A 22,109-nucleotide genomic window follows, 5' to 3' on the forward strand; every position below is an offset into this window, starting at 1 on the left:
TCGACGCACGACGCCTCGATTCGGACACCCCTTGCACACAGCGTGGCCGACACGGCCGCCACGGAGACCGTCATGACCCCGTATCAGACCCTGCAGCAACAAACCGCCGAACAGCGCCAGTGGCTGCTGGACACCCCGGTGATCCGCCGCGCCCTGGCCGGTGACATCGATCGCGCCACTTATCAGGCTTTCCTCACCCAGGCCTACCACCACGTCAAGTTCACGGTACCGCTGATGATGGCCTGCGGCGCGCGCCTGCCCGAGCGCCTGGAGTGGCTGCGCGGCGCGCTGGTCGAGTACATCGAGGAAGAGTACGGCCACCAGGCGTGGATTCTCGATGACATTCGCGCCCTCGGCGGCGACGCCGAGGCGGTCGCCGCCGGGCGCCCGTCGCCGGCCACCGAACTGATGGTGAGCTACGTGCGCGACGTGATCGAACACGGCAATCCGATCGGCTTCTTCGGTATGGTTCAGGTGCTCGAAGGCACCAGCACCGCCATCGCCACCCAGGCGGCGGAGAAGATGCGCGACGGCGCCGGCCTGCCCGCCGATGCCTTCCGCTACCTGGAGTCCCACGGCAGCCTCGACATCGGCCACCTGGCGTTCTTCGAAGAGCAGATCAACCGCATCGAATCGGTCCAGGACCTGCAGGCGGTGATCGATACCGCCAACATGGTCTACCGCCTCTACGGCGCCATGTTCCGGACCCTCGGCCAGGCCGCGGGCGACGCCCACACCAGCGAGGTGCTCGCCGATGCGCTGGTCTGATCGCCGCATCCTGGTCACCGGTGCCAGCGGCGGTATCGGCGGCGCCCTGATCGCCAAGCTCGCCGACACCGGCGCCACGCTGCTGATCGTCGGGCGTAACCAGACGGTCTTGACCCGCCTGGCGGCGCTGGCGCCGGAGCGCATCCACGTACTGGGCGCGGATCTCGCCCAGGCCGAAGATCGCCGCCGGGTCGTCGAAGCCGCCAACGAGGCGCGCATCGACATGCTGATCAACGCCGCCGGCAGCAACCAGTTCGGCCTGTTCGAGGAGCAGGCCCCGGCAGCCATCAGCGCCATGGTCGAACTCAACGTCACCGCCACTCTGCTGCTGACCCAGGCGCTGCTGCCGCGTCTGCTGCACCACGACCGCGCCTGGGTCGTCAACGTCGGGTCGGCCTTCGGCGCCATCGGCCACCCGGGCTACGCCACCTACTGTGCCACCAAGTTCGCCCTGCGCGGCTTCAGCCAGGCACTACGCCGCGAGCTCGCCGACACCCCGGTGGCGGTGCTGCACATCGCCCCGCGGGCGACCCGCACCGGGATGAACAGTGCCGCCGCGGACTCGCTCAACGCCGCGCTCGGCAACGCCGTCGACGCCCCGGAGGCGGTAGCCGCGGCAATCGTCTCGAGCATCGAGAAACGTACCCGCGAACGCCAGCTGGGCTGGCCCGAGTGCCTGCTGGTCCGTCTCAACGGCCTACTGCCCGGATTGGTCGACCGCGCGCTCAAGAAACGGCTACCGATCATCCAGCGCCACGCGCGTCGCGTCTCGACGCCCTCTTCCTGATTCGTGAGGTCACCATGACACCCTCTTCGCTCTCCCCAACCGTCGATCACGCCGGCATTCGTTCGCGCTCCCGGCGCTGGCGCCCGCTGGCCCTGGCGCTGCTGCTCGGCCTCAGCGGCAGCGCCACCCTGCTCGCCACCCCCATGGCCGAAGCGCAGGCGGCACCCGCCGCTGCCGCCACCTCGGTGGCCGCCGGCCTGCACGAACTGCAGAGCCGCTGGGCCAATATCAGCTACCAACTGCCGGAATCGCGTCGCGAGGACGCCTTCGATCAGCTCTATCAGCGTGCCACCGCCCTGGTCGCCGCGCACCCGCAGAGCGCCGAACTGCACACCTGGGCCGGTATCATCCGCGCCTCCGAAGCCGGCGCCGGCGGCGGCCTCAGTGCGCTTTCCCAGGTCAAGGAGGCGCGTCAGCAGTTCGAGAAGGCCCTGGCCATCGACCCCAAGGTGCTGAATGGCTCCGCCTATACCAGTCTGGGCACGCTCTATCACAAGGTGCCCGGCTGGCCGATCGCCTTCGGCGACGACGACAAGGCGCGTGAGCTGCTGCAGAAAGGGCTGGCGGTCAACCCCGACGGCATCGACAGCAACTACTTCTGGGCCGACTTCCTGCACGACCAGGGCGACGATGCCCAGGCCCGCCAGGCGCTGCAGAAAGCATTGGCCGCCGCTCCCCGCCCCGGCCGCGAGAGCGCCGATGCCGGCCGCCGGCAGGACATTCAGAAGCTGATGAGTCAATTGAAGAGCTAAGAGCCCATTTCCAAACCCTCTGACGATGGGCGCCGGAAGTAGGGCAAAGCGAGGATCCTTTGCCAGGGATGGCAAAGGTAGCGCCCAGGGAGGGGTCCACAGCGCCCTCGCGACGCCCTGCCGCCGGATAAGCCCAAGTCGTCTAACGGTTGTGAAAGGCGCTCTCAGTGCTGCCTGAGTGAGCCGATCGCGGAGACCGCGCTTGCAATCGTGATGGGCGCCCTCATGATGGTAATCATGAGGGCGCTAAGGAAACACTGCATAAATGCCTACACGAGCGAATGACTGCGTTACGCGGTACTAGAAAGCTCGCCTAACCCCACGTTATGTCTCGCTTTCTGCGTTCCGGGCGCCTTGCCCTTCATCTCGCTCGGCGATTTATTCAGCGTTTCCCTGATGAATTGCCCGCCGTTTTCGATCGAGGAGTCCCATGTCACGACTGGCCGACATTCCACTTTCGGTGCTGGACCTGGCACCGATCACCCTCGACGGTACCCCGGCGGAGACCTTCCGCCATACCGTCGATCTCGCCCAGCAGACCGAGCGCCTGGGCTACAACCGCTACTGGCTGGCCGAGCACCACAACATCGATGGCATCGCCAGCGCCGCGACCAGCCTGCTGATCGGCCATGTCGCCGGCGCCACGTCGACGATCCGCGTGGGTAGCGGTGGCATCATGCTGCCCAACCATCCGCCGCTGGTGGTGGCCGAGCAGTTCGGCACCCTGGAGACGCTCTACCCCGGCCGCATCGACCTGGGCCTGGGCCGCGCCCCGGGCTCGGACGGTGTGACCATGCAGGCGATGCGCCGCGACCCCTATGCTGGGGTCAACGACTTCCCCGACCGCCTCGACGAGCTACGTCGCTATCTCGGCGACGCCACCCCGGGTCAGCGCGTGCGCGCGATTCCCGGCCAGGGCACCCACGTGCCCATCTGGCTGCTCGGCTCCAGCGGCTACAGCGCCCAGCTCGCCGCACGGCTGGGTCTGCCGTTCGCCTTCGCCGGCCAGTTCGCCCCCGGCTACATGCGCGAAGCCCTGCACCTCTATCGCGAGGGCTTCCAGCCCGGCGTGCTCGACGCCCCCCACGCCATGATCGGCATTCCGCTGGTCGCCGCGGAGAGCGACGAGCGCGCGCGCTTCCTCGCCACCACCCAGCAGCAGAAGTTCCTCAACCTGATCCGCGGCAAGAGCACACGCACACGGCCGCCGGTCGAGCGGCTCGACTGGCGGCCCCAGGAAGAGGCCGCAGTCTCGCAGAATCTCGGCGCCGCCGTGGTCGGTGGTCCAGAGAGCGTGCGCCGTCAGCTCGACGAGCTGCTCGACGCCACCGGTGCCGACGAGATCATGGTCAACACCGACTGCTACGACCACGCCGACCGCGTGCGCTCCTACGAGATTCTGGCAGAGGTATGGAAAAGCGCCTGAAGCCCCGGCCCGATAGCAAAACACCCGGCACATGGCCGGGTGTCGTGGGTCTTGAAAGCCCAGAGGCGTATCAGCCGAGGCGCTTGGCCAGCAGCCCTTCCAGCTTCTTCTGGTCGGCGGCGAAGTTACGAATGCCTTCGGCGAGCTTTTCGGTCGCCATGGCGTCTTCGTTGTGCTCCCAGCGGAACTGGGCTTCACCGATCCGGCCCGGGTGCTCGGCGCGATCGCTCTCATCGGTGACCTTGCGCGTCACCTCACCTTCGGTGGAGGAGAGCTCTTCCAGCAGGGCCGGCGAGATGGTCAGGCGATTGCAGCCCGCCAGCGCCAGGATCTGGTCAGTGTTACGGAAACTGGCCCCCATCACCACGGTCTGGTAGCCGTAGCGGCTGGCGTAGTCGCATACACCGCGCACGAACTTGACCCCCGGGTCTTCGTCCGGGGCGTAGGATTCGGTACCGGTGGCCTTCTTGTACCAGTCGGTGACACGCCCCACGAAGGGCGAGATCAGGAACACCCCGGCCTCGAAGCAGGCGCGCGCCTGGGCATCGGAGAAGAGCAGCGTCAGGTTGCAGTTGATGCCCTCCTTCTCGAGCTTCTCGGCGGCACGAATGCCTTCCCAGGTGGAAGCGAGCTTGATCAGCACGCGATCCTTGGAGACCCCCTGCTTCTCGTAGAGCGAGATCAGGTGATGGGCCTTGTCGATGCTGGCCGCTTCATCGAAGGAGAGCTTGGCCGCGACTTCGGTGGAGACGCGCCCCGGCACGATCTTGGTGATCTCGGTACCCATCGCCACCGACAGCCGGTCGACCGCCTCTTCGATGCGCGCATCGGGGTCGGAGACCTCGGACTTCACCGCAGCCAGGGTCTCGTCGATCAGGTCCTGATAGCCGTCGAGATCGAAGGCCTTGAGAATCAAAGACGGATTGGTCGTGGCATCGTGCGGCTGATAGCGCCGGATGGCGTCGAGATCGCCAGTGTCGGCCACGACCATGGAAAGCTGTTTGAGAGAGTCGAGCTGCTGTGTCATGAATCGCTCCATCGTCTTGATGTGTGGATTGCACCCCTTCGCAATCCCAATCCCTAAAGGATAACACTGATCCGCCGGGCTCGCCGGGCGATCACACCTCGATCCGGCAGGCTCAGTCGGCGATCGCGTACTGCGCCGCCAGGGTCTCGCGATAGTGGCGATAGAGGGTGTGATAGCGCGCCACCACCTCGGGGCGCGGCCGCGTCAGCGTGCTCTCGTCCAGCGCCACCCAGGCCTGGCACAGCGCGGCGAGATCGACTTCAGCGTCGCGCCGGTCGCACCAGCGCGCCTGAATCGCACCGCCGAACGCGGCGGCTTCGGTCACCACCGGACAGACCACCTCGACATCCAGCACGTCGGCGACGATCTGGCGCCACACCGCGCTCTTGGCGCCACCGCCGACCAGGCGCACCTGGGTCGCTTGATCGGCCAGCGGCCCCAGCAGCTCGAGCCCGTAACGCAGGCCGAAGGTGGCGCTCTCCACCGCCGCCCGGCACAGGTTGGCGGGGCGCGTATTGAGACTGGTGAGGCCGTGCAGGCTGGCGTGGGCCTGGGGCAGCGCCGGTACCCGTTCGCCGCTGAAGAACGGCAGCAGGGTGACACCGCCGGCGCCCGGCTCGGCGCTCTCGACCGCGCGATTGAAGCCGGCGATATCGAGCCCCACCAGCTCCCGTATGGTGGTGGTGGCGGAGGTCACGTTCATGGTGCAGATCAGCGGCAACCAGCCGGCGTGGCTGGCGCAGAAGTTGGCCACCATGGCGCTGTCGGGCACCACCGGCTCCGGCGAGTGAACGGCGATGGTGCCCGAGGTGCCGAGACTGATGGTCACCCGGCCGGGCACGATGTTGCCGGTGCCGATCGCGCCCATCATGTTGTCGCCGCCGCCGCTGGCGACCAGCACGTCTTCGCCCAGGCCCAGCTCACGGGCGAGTTCGGGGCGCACCGTGCCGGCCGCTTCGCGCGAGTCGATCAGTCGCGGCAACACCTGCGCCGGGTCGAGCTCCGGGGCGATGGCCGCAAACACGTCGTGGCGCCACTGGCGGGTTCGGGTATCGAAGTAGCCGGTGCCGGAGGCATCCCCGGCCTCGGCCACGCGCTCACCGGTGAGCCAGAAGTTGAGATAGTCGTGCGGCAGCAGCAGCGTGGCGATGCGCGCATAGGCCTCGGGGTGGGTCTCGCGCAGCCAGGCGACCTTGGAGGCGGTGTAACCGGTCTGCAGCACCAGGCCCAGCTTGTCGAGACAGCCCGCCTCGCCGCCGAGCCGTTCGATCAGGTCTGCGTTCCAGGCCGCGGTCTCGGTATCGTTCCAGAGTTTGGCCGGATGCACCGCCACGCCCTCGGCATCCAGCGCCACCATGCCGTGCTGCTGGCCGGAGATACCAATCGCGCGCACGGCGCGGCCGTCGACCCCGGCCTGCGCCAGGGCTTCGTCGAGGGCGCCACGAAAGGCGTCGGTCCAGCTCTCGACGCGCTGCTCACGGCGCCCGTTGTCGCCCTGATCCAGCGCGTGAGGTCGCGACGCCTCGCCGACGATCCGCCCGTCCGCACCGTCGACCAGCACCACCTTGGTGCTCTGAGTGCCGCAATCCACGCCGATGTACATGCTGGTTTCCTTGTCTCTGTTGTCGCGGGTCCGGGGTATCGCGTATCAGGCGCCGATCAGGTGCTCGACGCAGGCACGGGCGCCGTCGCGGTGCAGCCGTTCCAGGGCGTCGAGATAGGCCGCGCGAAAGCGCGGGTCGTCGGCCAGATCGCCGAACAGCTGGCGGTTCTCGATGAACGCCGTGGGTTCGTCGCGGTTGCGCTGGGCGATCGCCATCAGCGAATCCTTGAGCCGGTCGACCACCTCGATCGACGCGCCCTGCTCGTCGACCCCTTCGGCATAGCGCGCCCAGCTGGCGACCACCGCCGCACTGAGACGGATATCGCCATCCTGGGCCAACCGCTCACGGATCACCGGTACCAGCCACTTGGGAATGCGATCCGAGCTTTCCGCGCAGAGTCGCGCCAGGGTGTCCTTGATCTCCGGATTGGCGAAACGCGCGATCAGGGTGTGCTTGTAGGCGTCGAGATCGACCCCCGGCACCGGTGAGAGCGTCGGTGTCGCCTCGCGATCCATGTAGGCGAGCAGGAAATCGACGAAGGTTCGATCCTGACACACCTCATGGGCGTAGCGGTAGCCCGCCAGATAGCCGAAGTAGGTCAGCGCCTGGTGGCTGGCGTTGAGCAGGCGCAGCTTCATCAGTTCATAGGGCATGACATCCTCGACCACCTGTACCTCGACCGTCTCGAAGGCCGGCCGGCCGAGGCTGAAGTGATCCTCCAGCACCCACTGGGTGAAGGGCTCGCACACCACCGGCCAGCGATCCTCGAGGCCGAAGCGCTCGGCGATCTCGTCGATGTCGGCGGCCGTGGTGACCGGCGTGATGCGATCGACCATCGAGTTGGGGAAGCGCACCTCGGCCTCGACCCAGGCGCCGAGTTCGGGGTCGCGGGCGCGGGCATAGGCGACGAACATCTTGTGCGCGACTTCGCCGTTGCCCTGGATGTTGTCGCAGGACATCAGCGTGAACGGCGCGATGTCGCGCGCCCGACGCCGCGCCAACGCCTCGATGACGATCCCGAAGGTGGTCCGCGGCGTCTGCGGCGAGGCCAGGTCGTGCTGCACATCGGGGTTGTCGAGATCGAACTCGCCGGTGACATGGTGAAAGTTGTAGCCGCCCTCGGTGACCGTCAGCGACACGATGCGGATGCGCGGGTCGGCCAGGGTCTCGAGCACCGCCTCGATATCGTCCGGGGCATAGAGATAGTCGATGATCGAGCCGATCACCCGCGGCTGGTACTCGCCGTCGGGATGCTTGACCACCAGCGTATAGAGGTGGTCCTGAGCCGCCAGCGCCGCCTGCATGCGCTTGTCGCCCGGCATCACGCCGATCCCGACGATGCCCCAGTCGAGCGCCTCGCCGCGATTCATCAGGGTGTCGAGATACATCGCCTGGTGGGCACGGTGAAAGCCACCCACGCCGAAATGGACGATCCCCGGCGTGACCCGATCACGCGCATAGCTCGGGGTCGCGACGGCGGCATCGAGCTGGGTCAGATTGGCTTGGTTGAGTGCGGTCATCGGGGGTCTCCTTGAGCCGGCCATGGCCTGTATCCGTGTTGCCACGCGCCCGGCGGCGCTGGGGCTTGAACATTCGTGTACCCCGCGCGACGCGGGGTCGGGATGAAGCGGCGACTCGGCGTCAGTCCGAAGTGCCGGGTGAATCCGATACGGTGGATGAATCAGCGATACCCGGCGAATCCGAGGCCATGGGTACCTCCGAGGTGCCGGCCAGAAAGCGCCAGTGCCAGTCCGGTGCCACCGAGTGGTCCTTGATCAGCTGGGCGTTGAGCATGTCCTTGTCGTGGGTGCGTGTGGCCGCCCCCGCCGCGTCCTGGCCGAGGTCGTGCCAACGCCGCAGCAGTCGCTCGACGAGCACCGCATCGGGCACCTCGATGAACAGCGTGAGGTCGAAGAACGGGCGCAGCGCCCGCCAGGGCGCGCGGTCGAGCAGCAGATAGTTGCCTTCGACCAGCACCAGCCGGTGGCTGGGCTGGATCAGTCGTGCACCGGCCCGGGCCAGGTCCAGCGGGCGGTCGAACAGCGGTACCGCCACCGGGCCATCGTCGCGCCGCAGCCTGGCCAGGTCGTGGCTCAACCCGGCGACATCGAAGGTCTCCGGCGCGCCCTTGAGGTCGAGTCGGCCCTGGGGGATCAGCACCGCGTTGTCGAAGTGGTAGCCATCCATCGGCACCAGCGCGACATAACCCGGACGCAGCGCATCGATGCGCGCGCACAGCGCCTCCGCAAGGGTCGACTTGCCCGCCGCCGGCGGCCCGGCGATGGCGACCAGGGTGCGCCGCTCGGCACGGGAAGCCGCCAGCACGCGCTCGGCCATCACCTCGAGCGATGGCGACATGGGCAGCGCCGAGCCAGTGGCATCAGGCGTGATCGACATGCGTCTGCTCCTCTTCGTAGATGACGTACAGGCCCGTAGATGACGTATCAGCAGGCGGTGTAGCCGCCGTCGATGCGCAGATCGGCGCCGTTGATCATCGCCGCTTCCCGCGAGGCCAGGAACATCACCCCGTGGGCGATCTCGGCCGGCGTGGCGAAGCGCCGGGTGGGGATCAGCGCCTTCATGCGTTCGCCCTTCTCGCCGGCCCAGCCGTAGCGCCCCAGCTCGGTGTCGACCACGGTCGGCGACACCGCATTGACGGTGATCCCGCGCGGCCCCCACTCCAGCGCCAGCGTGCGGGTCAGACCGAGCACGCCTGACTTGCTGGTGCAGTAGGCAAGATGCCCCTCGAGCCCCACGCTGGCGGCCTGGGAGGCGAGATTGACGATGCGCCCGTAGCCCGCCGCCAGCATCTGCCGCCCCACCGCGCGGCAGCCGAAGAAGACCCCGCGCAGGTTGACCGCCTGGGTGGCGTCCCACAGCGCGGTCTCCATCGCTTCGGCCGCCGCCAGTGGGCCGATACCGGCGTTGTTGACCAGCACGTCGATACGCCCGAACCGCGCCACGGCGCGCTCGACCAGCGCCTCGACACCCGCCTCGTCGGTGATGTCGAGCACGGCGGCCAGGGGCTCGCCTGCCAGCCCCGCCGCCACGGTCTCGACCTCGGCCTGCTTGTCGACCAGCACCAGGCTGGCGCCGGCGGCGGCGAAGCGTTGGGCGAGTTCGCGCCCGATGCCGTTGGCCGCCCCGGTGATCATCACCACGCTGGCGCTGAAGTCGAACTGCACCTGGGTCATGGCGTCATCCTCATCGTGAACCGCACTCGCAAGCGTCGGCGGTAGTGTCCTGGCAGGCCCGGGCGTAGGCGTCGAGTACGCCCTCGATATGCCAGCGCACCAGTGCACGCGGCTCGGGGGCGAGCTGGCCGACTCGGATCGCCCGATACGCATCGGGCAGGTACTGGCTGACCAGCGGCAGTGGCAGCGGGTGCGCTTCCAGCGCCGCGAACAGCGACTCCAGCGTGGCCGCGACCGCGGGCACGCCCCAGTAGTAGCGGATGCGGTCGCTCAGGCTGTAGCGTCGGGCGAAGCGCTGCTCGGCAGGGTCACCGGGGTAGTAAGCGTGCCAGTAGCGCGGCTCGTCGAGCATCGCCCGCTCGACCGCAGCGTCCAGATCCGGCGCCTCGATACCCGGCGTCTCGGCGGCGATGGCGGCCAGCGCGAACAGCGCCTCGCGCATGGCGAAGGTCAGCGCGGGGCCGACCTTGAGAATGGCGAAGTGCCCCGCCACCAGCGCGCGGTAGGCCGCCGGCGTCTGGTAGTCGGTGGAGTGCGCCTCGAACACCAGATCCGGCCAATCGAGGATCGCCCGACTCAGCGCCTGGGCACCGGCAGGGTCGAAATCGACCACGTCGGCGTGGCCGAACTCCACCCCGGGCTGCACCACCACGCCACGTACCCGGCGCCAGGCGTCATCGAGCCCCTCATCGGCGAAACGCTCAGCGTGAACCGCCAGCGTGCTGGCCAGATCGGCGGTGGTGGTGACCGCCACGCCCTCGAGCCGCTCATGGGCACCGCCGGGGGTCGGCACCTCGGTACCGATCACATAGCGCAGCTCGCCGCGGCGCTCACCGGCAGCGGCCTCGGCGGCGAGACACAGGCGCGCGGCGCGCGCCGCGATCTCGGCATCGTCGAGCGCCGCCGGATCGTCGGCACAGCCCATGCTGGCGTCCAGATGCAGCTTGGTGAAGCCCGCCGCGGCATAGGCCGCGACCAGCGTCTCGGCGCGTGCCATCGCCTCGGCAGCGGGCAGGTGCTGCCACGGCGAGGGGCCCAGGTGGTCACCGCCCAGGATCAGGCGGGCCGGGTCGAACCCGCGTCGCGTGGCGATCGCCACCACCCGCGCGCGAAAGTCTTCGGGGGTCTGGCCGGTATAGCCGCCCTCCTGGTTGACCTGGTTGCAGGTCGCCTCGATCAGCAGCGGCGAGCCATCGGCCAGAGCACGGTCGAAGGCCGCCTCGAGCACCAGCGGATGCGCCGAGCAGACCGAGTAGATGCCGCTGGGCCGCCCGGCGCGGTTGGCGGCGACGATGGCGTCGAGCAGATGACCACTCATTTAAGATCTCCATGGGATGCGATCAGGGCGTCGAGGGTGGCGCGGTCGCTGGCACCCTCCATGGGGCCGATACGGGTCACCGCGTGGGCGCCGGCGGCACTGGCAAGGGTCAGGGCGCGGGTGAGCGAATCGCCGGCGGCGAGTGCGGCGATCAGCGCCCCGCCAAAGCAGTCTCCGGCCCCCGTGGGGTCGCGCTCGGTCACGCTGAAGGCGCCCACGCGCTGGTGCTCACCGGCACGGAAGGCTTCGCTGCCACGCTCGGCGCGCTTGAGCACCAGCAGCGACAGGCGCTTGGTCGCCAGCAGCCGGGCCACGGTGTCGGCCTCCGCCTCACCCTCGCTCTCGCCCTGGCCCTGCCCCAGCCAGGCGATGTCGGCCTCGCTGGGCAGGAAGATGTCGCAGTCATCGACCCGGCGCAGGACCGCCTCGCGGCTGGCCGAGTCGCGCATCAGCTCCGGGCGGATATTGGGGTCGAAGCTGACCTGCCCGCCGCGGGCGTGGACCCGCGTGACCAGGGCATCGATCAGCGCGATCGCCGCCGGCGAGGTGAGCGAGGAGCCCATCACGTGCAGGTAGCGGGTATCGGCGAGCCGGGCGAGTCCGGCCTCGTCGAGCGCCAGACGCGCCGCCGCGCTGTGCGCCAGGTTGAACACGAAGTCGCGCTCGCCGTCATCGCGGTAGCGCACGAAGGCGGTGCCGGTGGGCCGCTCGGGATCGCAGGCGACAGCACCGATATCGATGCCGTCGGCGGTCAGGCGTTCACGGATCAACTCGCCGAAACCATCCGCCCCGACGCAGCCGGCGTAGGCGACCCGGGCGCCCATGCGTGCCGCCTGGGAGGCGAAGATCGCCGGCGCCCCGCTGGGGAAGGGGCCGAGAAAGCGCCCCGCCTCGGTGAAGCGCTGGCCGCGGCGCTCGGCGACGAACTCGGCGAGCAGCTCCCCGGCGGTGACGATGTCGAAGAAGGGCTTGGCATCAGACATGTCAGCTCATCCAGTTGCCGCCATCGACGTTGAGGGTCTGCGCCACCACGTAATCGCTGTCGGCGCTGGCCAGGAAAACCGCCGCGCCCACGTGATCCTCCGGGCGCCCCATACGACCGTAGGGCACCGCTTCGCCGACCAGACGCTTCTTCTCCCCCGGCGGGCGCCCCTCGTAGCGGGCGAACAGCGCGTCGACCTCGTCCCACATCGGGGTGTCGACCACCCCGGGGGCGATGCCGTTGACGTGGATACCGTGCTTGATCAGATCGAGCCCGCAGGACTGGGTCAGGCTGATCACCGCGGCCTTGGTGGCACAGTACATGCTCACCAGCGCCTCGCCGCGGCGCCCGGCCTGGGACGCCATGTTGATGATCTTGCCACCTTCACCGCGCGCGACCATGTGCGCTGCTACCGCCTGCAGGGTGAAGAAGGTGCCCTTGACGTTGACCGCGAACTGCTTGTCATAGCTCGCCTCGCTGACCTCGAGCACCGGCGCCATGTCGAACACCGCGGCGTTGTTGACCAGGATGTCGATCGGCCCCAGGCGCGCCTGGACCGCTTCGATCATCGCCGTGCGCGACTCGCTACTGCAGATATCCAGCCGCACCGCCATCACCGCATCGCCGTGACGCGCGGACAGCGACTCTGCGGCCTGCTCGGCGGCGGCGAGATCGATATCGGCGATCGCCACCCGCGCGCCCTCCTCCAGGTAGCGGCTGACGATCGCCAGCCCGATACCGCGGGCGCCGCCGGTCACCACTGCCGTGCGCTTATCGAGTTTCATCGCAATGTTCCTGTGTTGATCATGCTGTCGTTGATAGCTAAATCTTCGAGAGTCCAGTGTTTGATGAAGCGGGCGTGGACGGCCCGCTCAGGCGGCACGCCAGCGTTCGACCAGCTCGCCGAGCCCGGACATGTGCTCGAGCGTTGCCCAGGCCCCGGCTTCGCGCAGCCGTGCGGCGTGCCCGGCGGCGATATGGCTGGCCCCGGTGAATCCGATGACCGTCATCCCGGCGGCACAGGCGGCGCGGGTCCCGGAGACGCTGTCCTCCACCACCAGGCAGTCGGCCGGCGCGGTCGCCAGCGTCTCTGCCGCCAGCAGATAGACGTCAGGCGCCGGCTTGGGCCGTGCCACCTGCTCGGCGGTGAACAGCGGCGCTGCCCCCAGCCGCGTGTTGAGCCCGGTGTGGGAGAGCGAGGCGAGCACCCGCTCGCGGCGGCTGTTGGAGACGATCGCCAGCGGCAGATCGAGGTCGTCGATCGCCTCGCTGATGCCGGCGATGGCCTTGAGCTCGCCGGCCAGCCTACGTTCGATGGCCGCATCGATGCTGAGCAGCGCATCGGGCGGCAGCTGGTGCACGCTGAGCCCCTCCAGATGGGCCAGGATACCCGCCGTGGTCATGCCCAGCGCACCGCGCAGCTCGTGCTCGGCGGCCAGGTCCGGCAGCCACGCCGCGAGCTGCTCGTGCAGCACGCTTTCGGCGATGGTCTCGCTGTCGACCAGCACCCCATCGCAGTCGAAAATCAGTAGCCCCATGCCACCCTCCTCAGGACGCATCGGCGGCGGTCGAGGCGCGGTTCTGGCGCCGTTCGACATCGACCAGCGGGTGGCGCTCGAGGTGGCTCAGGGCCAGGCCATCGTCCGCGAACAGATGCGCACGCGCCGGGGCGAAGCCGAAGCGCACGCTGTCGCGCACGCGGTGGGCGACTTCGCCGTCGGTGACCAGAATCCACTCCTCACCGTGGCACTGCACGTAGAGTGAGGTGACCCCGCCGAGACGTTCGATCACCGTGATCTCACCCTCCAGCGGCCCGGCCTCGTCGAGGGCCAGGTGTTCGGGGCGGATGCCCAGGCTCAGGGTATCGCCGGCCTGGCAGCCGCTGCCGTCCACCGGTACCGCGTACTCGCCGCCGCCGGGCAGGCGCACCGAGACGCCATCAGCGCGGGCGTCACGCACCTCGACATCGATGAAGTTCATCTTCGGTGAACCGATGAAGCCGGCGACGAAGCGATTGCGCGGGTGGTGGTAGAGTGCCATCGGTGAGCCCACCTGCTCGACGATGCCGCCCTGCAGCACCACGATCTTGTCGGCCATGGTCATCGCCTCGATCTGATCGTGGGTGACGTAGATCATGGTGGCATCGAGCTCTTCATGCAGCCGCGCCAGCTCTATGCGCATCTGCACCCGCAGCGCGGCGTCGAGGTTGGAGAGCGGCTCGTCGAACAGGAAGATGCTGGGGTTGCGCACGATCGCCCGGCCGATCGCCACGCGCTGACGCTGGCCGCCGGAGAGTGCCTTGGGCTTGCGTTCGAGCAGGTTCTCGAGCTGCAGGATGCGCGCCGCCTCGAGCACCTTCTCGCGGCGTTCGGCCTTGGGCACCTTGGCCAGGCGCAGGCTGAAGCCCATGTTGTCCTCGACCGTCATGTGCGGGTAGAGCGCATAGCTCTGGAACACCATCGACAGCCCGCGTTCGGCCGGGCCGACCTCGTTCATGCGCTGGCCATCGATCAGGATGTCGCCGCTGGAGACACTCTCCAGCCCGGCGATCATGCGCAGGAGGGTCGACTTGCCGCAGCCGGAGGGGCCGACGAAGACCACGAACTCGCGATCCTTGACCTCCAGGTCGACCCCCTTGATGACCTGCGTGCCGGCGAAGTCCTTGACGATATTGTTGAGTTCGAGCGTTGCCATGATGAATTCCTTATTTGACGGCGCCGAAGGTCAAACCGCGAACCATCTGCTTTTGGGTCATCCAGCCCAGGATCAGGATCGGCGCGATGGCCATCGTCGAGGCGGCGGAGAGCTTGGCCCAGAACAGCCCTTCGGGGCTCGAGAACGAGGCGATGAAGGCGGTCAGCGGGGCCGCGCTGGAGGTGGTCAGGTTGAGACTCCAGAACGCCTCGTTCCAGCTCAGGATCACCGACAGCAGGCCGGTGGAGGCGATCCCCGGCAGGGTCAGTGGCACCAGCAGGTAGAGCACCTCCTGCAGGGTGCCGGCCCCATCCATGCGTCCCGCCTCGAGGATGTCCTTGGGCACGTCCTTGAAGAAGGTGTAGAGCATCCACACCACGATCGGCAGGTTCATCAGCATGTAGATCACGATCAGCCCGCTCAGGCTGTCGAGCAGCCCAAGATCGCGGAACAGCAGGTAGATCGGCATCAGCACACCCACCGGTGGCAGCATCTTGGTCGAGAGCATCCACAACAGCGTGCCGCGGGTACGTGGCGTGGGCAGAAACGCCATCGAGTAGGCCGCCGGCACCGCAATCAGCAGCGCCAGCAGGGTCGAGCCGAGCGACACCACCACGCTGTTGATGGCGAACTTGACGTAGTCGGCCCGTGCCATGACCTCGTGGTAACCGCTCAGGGTGGGCTCGAAGAACAGGCTGGGCGGCGTCGCCACCGCTTCGCCCTCGGTCTTGAAGCCGGTGAGGATCATCCAGAAGATCGGGAAGAACACGACCAGCGCGATGGCCCAGGCCAGCAGCGTGATCGCCAGTTTCTTGGTGATGGAAGAGTGCATGCGCTACCTCGCCTCAGGTCTCGAGATGCCGGGCCACGGTGCGGATCAGGAAGATCGCCACGATGTTGGCCAGAACGATGGCGATCACGCCGCCGGCGGACGCCCCGCCGACATCGAAGTCGAGCAGTGCGCGGATATAGATCAGGTAGGCCAGATTGGTCGACGCCAGCCCTGGCCCGCCGGAGGTGGTGACGAATATCTCGGCGAAGATCGTGAGCAGAAAGATCATCTCGATCATGATCACCACGCTGATCGCCCGCTTCAGGTGCGGCAGGGTGATGAACCAGAAGATCGCAATGGGCCCGGCGCCATCCATGCGTGCCGCCTCGACCTGGTCATCATCGAGGGACTGGATCGCGGTGAGCAGGATCAGCAGGGCGAACGGCAGCCACTCCCACGATACGATGATGATGATCGAGGTCAGCGGCAGCGACGAGAACCAGTCCACCGCCTGGAAGCCGAACAGATTGAACAGCCACGCCAGCACCCCGTTGACCGGATGCATCATCATGTTCTTCCAGATCAGCGCGCTGACCGTGGGCATGATGAAGAACGGCGCGATCACCAGCAGGCGCGCGATGCCGCGGCCGAAGAACTCCTGCTGGAACAGCACCGCCAGCAGCGTACCGCCGACCACGGTGATCGCCAGCACCCAGCCGACCAGCAGCAGGGTATTGCCCATCGCCGTCCACAGCGCCGGATCGGTGAGCAGGTAGGTGTAGTTGTCGACCCCGGCGAAGCCGGAGATCATCGGGTTGAGCAGGTTGTAACGCTGGAACGAGAACCACAGCGTCATGCACAGCGGTACCAGCATCCACAACAGCAGCAGGGAGACAGCGGGCGCCTGCAGCAGGAACGAACGCATTCCGCCTACGGTGCGACCGGAAGCTCTATGACGCATGGCTAGGCCCATCGATAAGCGTTGGAGGGAAGCGCGGCCGAGTTCGATCCGGCCGCGCCGTGACAATCGATGGCGCCCGCGAGCGGGCGCCGGGACGATCCTCGTCCTACCGGATCAGTCCTTGTACCAGATCAATCCTTGTAGTAACCGGCCTGACGCATGGTGCGATCGGCGCTGCGCTGGGCGTTGCTCAGCGCCTGGTCGACCGTCTGCTGTCCGGCCAGGGCGGCGGCGATCATCTGGCCGACCTGGGTGCCGATGGCCTGGAATTCCGGGATATCGGCGTACTGCACCCCGGTGTAGGGCACCGGCTTGGCACTCGGGTCGGTGGGATCGGCAGTCTCGATCGCCTTGAGCACGAAATCGGCGAAGGGGGCGGCCTGCTGGTACTTGGGATTGTCATAGGTCGACTTGCGCGTGCCCGGCGGCACGCTGGTCCAGCCCTTCTTCTCGCCGACCAGGTCGACGTAGCCCTTGGAGGTCGCCCAGGTGATGAAGGTCTTGGCGGCGTCCTTGGACTTCGACGATTCAGGAATCGCCAGGGCCCAGGACCACAGCCAGTGCGAGCCCTTGGGAGTCTTGGCGATCGGCGCCGGGGCGAAGCCGAGTTCGTCGGCGACCTTGGATTCGCTGGGGTCGAAGATGCGCCCCGCCGCCGAGGTGGCGTCGACCCAGATGCCGCACTTGCCGCTGGAGAACAGCGCCTGGTTCTCGTTGAAGCCGTTGGAGGTGGCGCCTGGGGGGCCATCGTGCTTCATCATGTCGACATAGAACGAGACCGCTTCCTTCCACGCCGGCGAATCGATCTCCGGATGCCACTTCTCGTCGAACCAGCGCCCGCCGTAGGTGTTCACCAGCGTGGAGAGGAACGCCATGTTCTCGCCCCAGCCCGGCTTGCCGCGCAGACAGATGCCATAGACGCCGTTGTCCGGATCGTTGAGCTTGTCGGCCCAGCCGCGAACCTCCTTCCAGGTCGGCTGCTCGGTCATCTGGATACCGGCCTTCTCGAACAGATCCTTGCGGTAGTACATCATCGAACTTTCGCCGTAGAACGGCAGCGCATAGAGCTTGCCCTTCTGGCTCAGGCCGTCGCGAATCGGCTTGAGCAGATCGTTCTCGTCGTAGTCCTTGGGCAGATCGTCGAGCGCGGTCAGCCAGCCCTGACGGGCCCAGATCGGCACTTCATAGGTGCCGATGGTCATGACGTCGAACTGGCCACCGTTGGTAGCGATGTCGGTGGTCAGGCGCTGACGCAGCACGTTCTCTTCCAGCACCACCCAGTCGAGCTTGATGTCGGGGTGGGCCTTTTCGAACTCGTCGGTCAGCCCCTGCATGATGATCATGTCGTTGTTGTTGACCGTCGCCACCGTAATGGTCTCGGCGTGGGCGGCCAGCGAGGTCAGTAGCGCGATACCGGCAGCGGGTATCAGGGAGATCGGGCGCATGGAGGGCTCCTTCAGCGAGGGCGGGCGTTGTTTTGATCAATCTACTCACAGCGTAGTCAAATGATCATTTTGCTCGCCGCGAAAAGCAAACCCCCGGCCCTTAGACTTTGGCCAAAGACGCCAAAAAACACTCGCAAGCCATTGATTTTATTAAGACCATATCGAAGAAACACACGGAAACGAGGCTATCGACCATGGTCTATAGCCTCGTCAATCACGCCTGGAGGGAACGCTAGCGACAGGTGGCGGTACTTAGTTCCAGTGCTTAAATCCAGTACTTAGATCCCGCACTTGGAGGCAGCGCTTTGGGGCAGTAATTAGCGCTCATCTCCCAGTCTCCGATGATGGGCGCCGGGGGTAGGGCAAAGCGAGGGTCCTTTGCCAGGGACGGCAAAGGTAGCGCCCAGGGAGGGGTTTACAGCGCCCTCGCGACGCCCTTCCGCCGGATTAGCCCGCTTCGTCCACCGCATTATTGGAGCCAGGGGTTGGAGCCAGGACTGGGAGACAGACCTCGGGGTCAGGCCTCGAGCAGATAGCGCGCCGCCGCCTCATCGGTCACCAGCCCCTTGAGCCAGCCGCCTCGCAGCGCGCTCAGGATCGCCGGCCCCTTGTCGCGCCCGCCGGCCAGGCCAATCAGCGGCTGCGCGCCGAGTTCGGCCAGCGGCAGGCTGGTGATGCGCCGCGTCAGCGGGCAGTCGATCAGCTCGCCGGCCAGGTTCATCGGCCAGCCCATCAGCTCGCCCACAGCCCCCGCCGCGAGCAGTTCGTCGAGTTCGGCGCGGCTGATGAAGTGATCCTGGAACAGGGTCGCCTGCGGATCGACACGGCCGATTCCGATCACCCCGGCCTGGGCCTGGCGCGCCACCGAAAACACCGCCTGTACCAGCGGCTGCGCCAGCAGCACCGACTTCTCCTCGACCGAGGCGGCGACCACCGGGGCCGGCAATAGAAAGCGGCTGGCACCGACCTTGTCGGCCAGCATCATCACCCCGTCGTAGCGGTTGGCGGAACCGTCGCGGGCGACGTTGCCCACCAGCGAGACGATCCGGTGCTGCGGTCGCGCCATCACCCCCAGCGCCTCCACCGCGGCACGCACCGAACGCCCGGTGCCGAGGCACAGCGTCAGCGGCGCCTGGCTCTCGAGCAGCCCGGCCAGGCGCTCGGCCCCGGAGGGCGCGAGGAAGGCGGCATTGCCGCCGATCGCGTCGGGGCCACTGGGCACCACGTCGCAGAAGGCCAGATCGAAGCGCGTACGGATGGCATCGCCCATCGCCATGCAGCCGGATATCGGATGATCGATGCGGATCTTGACCAGCCCCTCATCCCGCGCCAGCGCCAGCAGGCGCTGGACGCCCGGGCGTGAGACCCCCAGCTGGGCGGCGATCTCGTCCTGCGTGCGCCCGCCGACGTAGGAGAGCCACGCCGCGCGGGCCGCCTGTTCACGCTTGAGTTCGTGTTTGTCCATTGCCTGTCTTACCTGTGCCCGAGCCGGCTGCGTCGCTGGGAATCATCTCAACCTCGCATCACCGGTGGCAAATGCGATGCCAGCGACGCCCGCTCAGCCGGACTTCTCCAGCTGCGCCGAGACCGGCGATGCCGGCAACCAGACATCGGCGGCGAGACCGCCCAGAGAGGCGCGGTCCAGGGTCAGCTCGCCGCCGTAGAGCGCCATCAGATCCTCGACGATCGCCAGCCCCAATCCCGAGCCGGCGGCGCTGGTATCGAGCCGCACCCCGCGCGCCAGCGCCGATTCGCTCTGCGCCCGGGTCATCCCGGGGCCGTCGTCCTCGACCTGTAGGCGCACTCCGTGCTCGACTCGGCGCACCACGAAGATCACCCGCGTCTCGGCCCAGCGCAGCGCGTTCTCGAGCAGGTTGCCGACCAGCTCCTGCAGATCCTGCGGGTCGATGCGCGCGGTCGCGGTGGGGTCGATTCGCGCCTCGAAGTGCACCCCGCGGCGCTCGGCGAGGCGCGACAGCCCCTGGACCACCGGCGCGATCGCCTCAGCGATGGTGACCCGCCCGGCGAAGGCCAGCCCGCCGGCGGCGGAGGCGCGCGCCAGATGGTGGCGCACGGCATCATCGATACGCGCAAGCTCGGTGTTGATCGGCTGGCGCTGCTCGGCTGGGAAGCGTTCGGCAAGGGTCTTGAGCACGCTCACCGGGGTCTTCAGCGCGTGGGCCAGATTGCCTGCAGCGGCACGCCCACGCTCGATCAGGCGGCGGTCGCGCTCGAGCACGCTGTTCATCGCCAGCGCCAGCTCCTCGAGCTCTGCGGGGAGTTGGGTATCCAGGCGTTCGGCCTCACCCTCCTCCACCGCGCGCAGATTGGCCGACATCCGCCGCAGCGGCGCCAGCCCCCAGCGCATCTGCAGCGCCAGCCCGGCCAGCAGCAACACCGCAAAGGTGGCCAGCGAGATGATCAGCAGGCGCTCGAAGCGCCCCACTTCGCGGTCGAGTTCGCGGGTGGAACCCGCCAGGGCGACGCGGATCACCTTGGGGTGGCCAGGCACGCGGATATCGCGCTCGATCATGCGCAGGGGTTCGTCGCGGGGTCCGGTGATGGCGAACACGTTGACGCCGTTCTCCGGCGTCGGCGTCGGCAGGCGCTGATCCCACAGCGAGCGCGAGGTAAGAGTCAGATCGCCCTCGTCGGTCACCTGCCAGTACCAGCCGGAGTAGACTCGCTCGAAGCGCGCATCCCCCAGCGAGCGATTGAGGCGCAGGTGCTGACCCATGCCATCGATCTGGATGCCCGCCAGCAGCGCATTGAGCTGGGACTCCAGGCGACTGTCGAAGGAAGCCGTGGCCGACTCGCGGAAGTTGTAGGTGAGGCCGAAACCGGCCAGCGGCAGCAGCACCACCACCAGCACCAGCGACGCCAGCAGCAATCGGGTGCCGAGGGGCGCGCAGTAAAGCCGGTGTCTCCCCCGAGCCAGACGCGACAGTAGGCTGGCGCTCAAGCCTCGGCCTCGAGGTCGATCAGCCGGTAGCCCTGGCCGCGCAGCGTCTCGATCCGCGCACGGCCGAACTTGCGCCGCAGGCGGCTGATCTGCACGTCGATGACGTTGGAGTCGGGCTCGTGGTCGCGGTTGTAGACGTGTTCGGAGAGCTCGGCGCGGCTGACGATACGCGGCGAGGCGTGCATCAGATAGGAGAGCAGGCGCGACTCCTGGGCGGTCAGGGTGATCGGCCGCCCGGCCAGGGTGACGCTGCCGGTGTGGGTGTCCAGGGTCAGCTCGCCAACCCGCAGCACCGGGTGCGAGTGGCCGTGGCTGCGGCGCACCAGGGCGCGCAGGCGGAACAGGATCTCGGCGGTCTCGAATGGCTTGACCACGTAGTCGTCGGCGCCGGCGGAGAACCCCGCGGCCTTGTCCGACCAGCGCTCGCGCGCGGTCAGCACCAGCACCGGCAGATCGATCTCGTCCTCGCGCCACTGCGACAGCCAGCGGGTGCCATCGCCGTCCGGCAGGCCGAGATCGAGAATCAGCGCATCGTAGCGCTCGGTGCGCACCAGATAGTCGGCTTCGCTGCCGGTGGTGGTCGACTCTATCAGCAGGCCGGCCTCCTCCAGCGCCGCCACCAGCGCTTCGGCGAGCGCCGCGTCGTCCTCGACCAACAGTACTTTCATACCTCGACTCCCATCCCTCGACTAGGCACTGTCTGAAAAGTACTGTGCTCGCCCATGCGGCGTTAAAAATCGGCTCAAAATGCTCATTTACAACACGTAAACTCCGCGTTTTCGCCGATTTTTGCCTTGCCTGGCCTTCGCTCGTCGACTTTTCAAACAGCACCTAAAGTCCATCGACGCTACCGTCTCGACCCAGCCGCCTCGACATTCGAGGTCGGGCCGGGTCAAGGCGTCTTCTTCTTCATGGCCTCGATATTAACGCCTTCGATGCTGAGTAGCTCGCCGGTCGTGGCATCGAACTCGAACTCCACCACCTGACCCTGGGGGCCGATCATCTCCACCTCGTACTCGATGCTGCCGTGGCCATGGTCCTGCTCCAGCTCGACCTCGAGGATCTGCCCTTCGAAACGCGCCTCGAGCCAATCCATGATCGCGGTCATCGGCACCAGATGGCCGGCCTTGACCTCCTGGTGGAGGTCGTGCCAGTCCTGGTTCGCCGTGTCGGCCTCGTCATCCGCCGCCGACACGGGCACCAGGGCACCGCTGGCCAGGCACGGCAGAGCGATCAGTAGAGCGATAACGTTGCGCATTTTCATGCTGTCAGTCTGACCCATCGGCGATGAACCGGGAATGAACGCCCGCCGCGCTGGCGTGGGCCGGTGGCGATGAACCGCAGATGAACGGCACTGTCAGTCCCGGGCAAGGTCGGCCCGCGTATAACGAAGGAACAGGGCGTTCGCCGTGCGGCG

The 22,109-nt window shown here is 67.5% G+C and carries 21 protein-coding genes; 4 read left to right on the forward strand and 17 right to left on the reverse strand.

Annotated features, from left to right (window positions below):
• The first annotated feature begins 72 nt into the window (after window positions 1-72).
• The 4 genes from ABV408_RS14330 to ABV408_RS14345 all read left to right on the forward strand — a co-directional run bounded on the left by ABV408_RS14330 (window position 73) and on the right by ABV408_RS14345 (window position 3,733).
• On the forward strand, window positions 73-768 hold the full coding sequence (locus ABV408_RS14330; RefSeq protein WP_353979581.1) for an iron-containing redox enzyme family protein: 696 nt from the start codon (window positions 73-75) through the stop codon (window positions 766-768).
• Window positions 755-1,555 (forward strand): SDR family oxidoreductase, encoded by an 801-nt coding sequence (locus ABV408_RS14335; RefSeq protein WP_353979582.1) that lies wholly within the window; start codon window positions 755-757, stop codon window positions 1,553-1,555. The genes ABV408_RS14330 and ABV408_RS14335 overlap by 14 nt, the downstream gene beginning before the upstream one ends.
• Before the next feature lie 14 nt (window positions 1,556-1,569).
• Window positions 1,570-2,307, forward strand: coding sequence for a hypothetical protein (locus tag ABV408_RS14340; protein WP_353979583.1), 738 nt, complete (start codon window positions 1,570-1,572; stop codon window positions 2,305-2,307).
• A gap of 430 nt (window positions 2,308-2,737) precedes the next feature.
• Window positions 2,738-3,733, forward strand: a complete 996-nt coding sequence (locus ABV408_RS14345) for an LLM class flavin-dependent oxidoreductase (protein WP_353979584.1) — start codon at window positions 2,738-2,740, stop codon at window positions 3,731-3,733.
• 70 nt (window positions 3,734-3,803) lie between these two features.
• Here the strand turns inward: ABV408_RS14345 and tal are convergent, their stop codons facing one another.
• The 17 genes from tal to ABV408_RS14430 all read right to left on the reverse strand — a co-directional run bounded on the left by tal (window position 3,804) and on the right by ABV408_RS14430 (window position 21,956).
• Window positions 3,804-4,760, reverse strand: a complete 957-nt coding sequence (gene tal / locus ABV408_RS14350; RefSeq protein ID WP_353979585.1) for a transaldolase — start codon at window positions 4,758-4,760, stop codon at window positions 3,804-3,806.
• Between the two features lie 112 nt (window positions 4,761-4,872).
• Window positions 4,873-6,363, reverse strand: coding sequence for a xylulokinase (xylB, locus tag ABV408_RS14355; protein ID WP_353979586.1), 1,491 nt, complete (start codon window positions 6,361-6,363; stop codon window positions 4,873-4,875).
• A gap of 45 nt (window positions 6,364-6,408) precedes the next feature.
• Window positions 6,409-7,884, reverse strand: a complete 1,476-nt coding sequence (locus ABV408_RS14360; RefSeq protein ID WP_353979587.1) for a mannitol dehydrogenase family protein — start codon at window positions 7,882-7,884, stop codon at window positions 6,409-6,411.
• 121 nt (window positions 7,885-8,005) lie between these two features.
• Window positions 8,006-8,761, reverse strand: a complete 756-nt coding sequence (locus ABV408_RS14365) for a nucleoside triphosphate hydrolase (protein WP_353979588.1) — start codon at window positions 8,759-8,761, stop codon at window positions 8,006-8,008.
• 47 nt (window positions 8,762-8,808) lie between these two features.
• Window positions 8,809-9,558, reverse strand: a complete 750-nt coding sequence (locus tag ABV408_RS14370; protein WP_353979589.1) for a GolD/DthD family dehydrogenase — start codon at window positions 9,556-9,558, stop codon at window positions 8,809-8,811.
• 10 nt (window positions 9,559-9,568) lie between these two features.
• Window positions 9,569-10,876, reverse strand: a complete 1,308-nt coding sequence (locus ABV408_RS14375) for a D-tagatose-bisphosphate aldolase, class II, non-catalytic subunit (protein ID WP_353979590.1) — start codon at window positions 10,874-10,876, stop codon at window positions 9,569-9,571.
• A complete protein-coding gene (locus ABV408_RS14380; protein ID WP_353979591.1) occupies window positions 10,873-11,859 on the reverse strand; it encodes a sugar kinase in 987 nt (328 codons plus the stop codon). Before ABV408_RS14380 ends, ABV408_RS14375 begins: the two co-directional genes overlap by 4 nt.
• A gap of 1 nt (window position 11,860) precedes the next feature.
• A complete protein-coding gene (locus tag ABV408_RS14385) occupies window positions 11,861-12,643 on the reverse strand; it encodes an L-iditol 2-dehydrogenase (protein WP_353979592.1) in 783 nt (260 codons plus the stop codon).
• Window positions 12,644-12,730: 87 nt separating this feature from the next.
• Complete coding sequence (locus ABV408_RS14390; protein WP_353979593.1) at window positions 12,731-13,396, reverse strand: HAD-IA family hydrolase; 666 nt, start codon at window positions 13,394-13,396, stop codon at window positions 12,731-12,733.
• 10 nt (window positions 13,397-13,406) lie between these two features.
• Window positions 13,407-14,552 (reverse strand): sn-glycerol-3-phosphate ABC transporter ATP-binding protein UgpC, encoded by a 1,146-nt coding sequence (locus ABV408_RS14395; protein WP_353979594.1) that lies wholly within the window; start codon window positions 14,550-14,552, stop codon window positions 13,407-13,409.
• A 10-nt stretch (window positions 14,553-14,562) separates the two neighbouring features.
• Window positions 14,563-15,384: a carbohydrate ABC transporter permease gene (locus ABV408_RS14400; RefSeq protein ID WP_035474102.1), complete on the reverse strand. Its 822-nt coding sequence runs from the start codon at window positions 15,382-15,384 to the stop codon at window positions 14,563-14,565.
• 13 nt (window positions 15,385-15,397) lie between these two features.
• Complete coding sequence (locus ABV408_RS14405; RefSeq protein WP_353979595.1) at window positions 15,398-16,249, reverse strand: sugar ABC transporter permease; 852 nt, start codon at window positions 16,247-16,249, stop codon at window positions 15,398-15,400.
• A gap of 167 nt (window positions 16,250-16,416) precedes the next feature.
• Window positions 16,417-17,730 (reverse strand): sugar ABC transporter substrate-binding protein, encoded by a 1,314-nt coding sequence (locus tag ABV408_RS14410; RefSeq protein WP_353979596.1) that lies wholly within the window; start codon window positions 17,728-17,730, stop codon window positions 16,417-16,419.
• Between the two features lie 517 nt (window positions 17,731-18,247).
• Entirely contained in the window at window positions 18,248-19,195 is a 948-nt protein-coding gene (locus tag ABV408_RS14415; protein WP_353979597.1) for a sugar-binding transcriptional regulator, read from the reverse strand.
• Window positions 19,196-19,288: 93 nt separating this feature from the next.
• Entirely contained in the window at window positions 19,289-20,692 is a 1,404-nt protein-coding gene (locus ABV408_RS14420) for a HAMP domain-containing sensor histidine kinase (protein WP_353979598.1), read from the reverse strand.
• Window positions 20,689-21,360: a response regulator gene (locus ABV408_RS14425; RefSeq protein ID WP_353979599.1), complete on the reverse strand. Its 672-nt coding sequence runs from the start codon at window positions 21,358-21,360 to the stop codon at window positions 20,689-20,691. The genes ABV408_RS14420 and ABV408_RS14425 overlap by 4 nt, the downstream gene beginning before the upstream one ends.
• A gap of 224 nt (window positions 21,361-21,584) precedes the next feature.
• Window positions 21,585-21,956 (reverse strand): PepSY domain-containing protein, encoded by a 372-nt coding sequence (locus tag ABV408_RS14430; RefSeq protein WP_353979600.1) that lies wholly within the window; start codon window positions 21,954-21,956, stop codon window positions 21,585-21,587.
• Window positions 21,957-22,109 lie beyond the last annotated feature (153 nt).

It is taken from the genome of Salinicola endophyticus, from assembly GCF_040536835.1.
Lineage (GTDB): Bacteria > Pseudomonadota > Gammaproteobacteria > Pseudomonadales > Halomonadaceae > Salinicola > Salinicola endophyticus_A.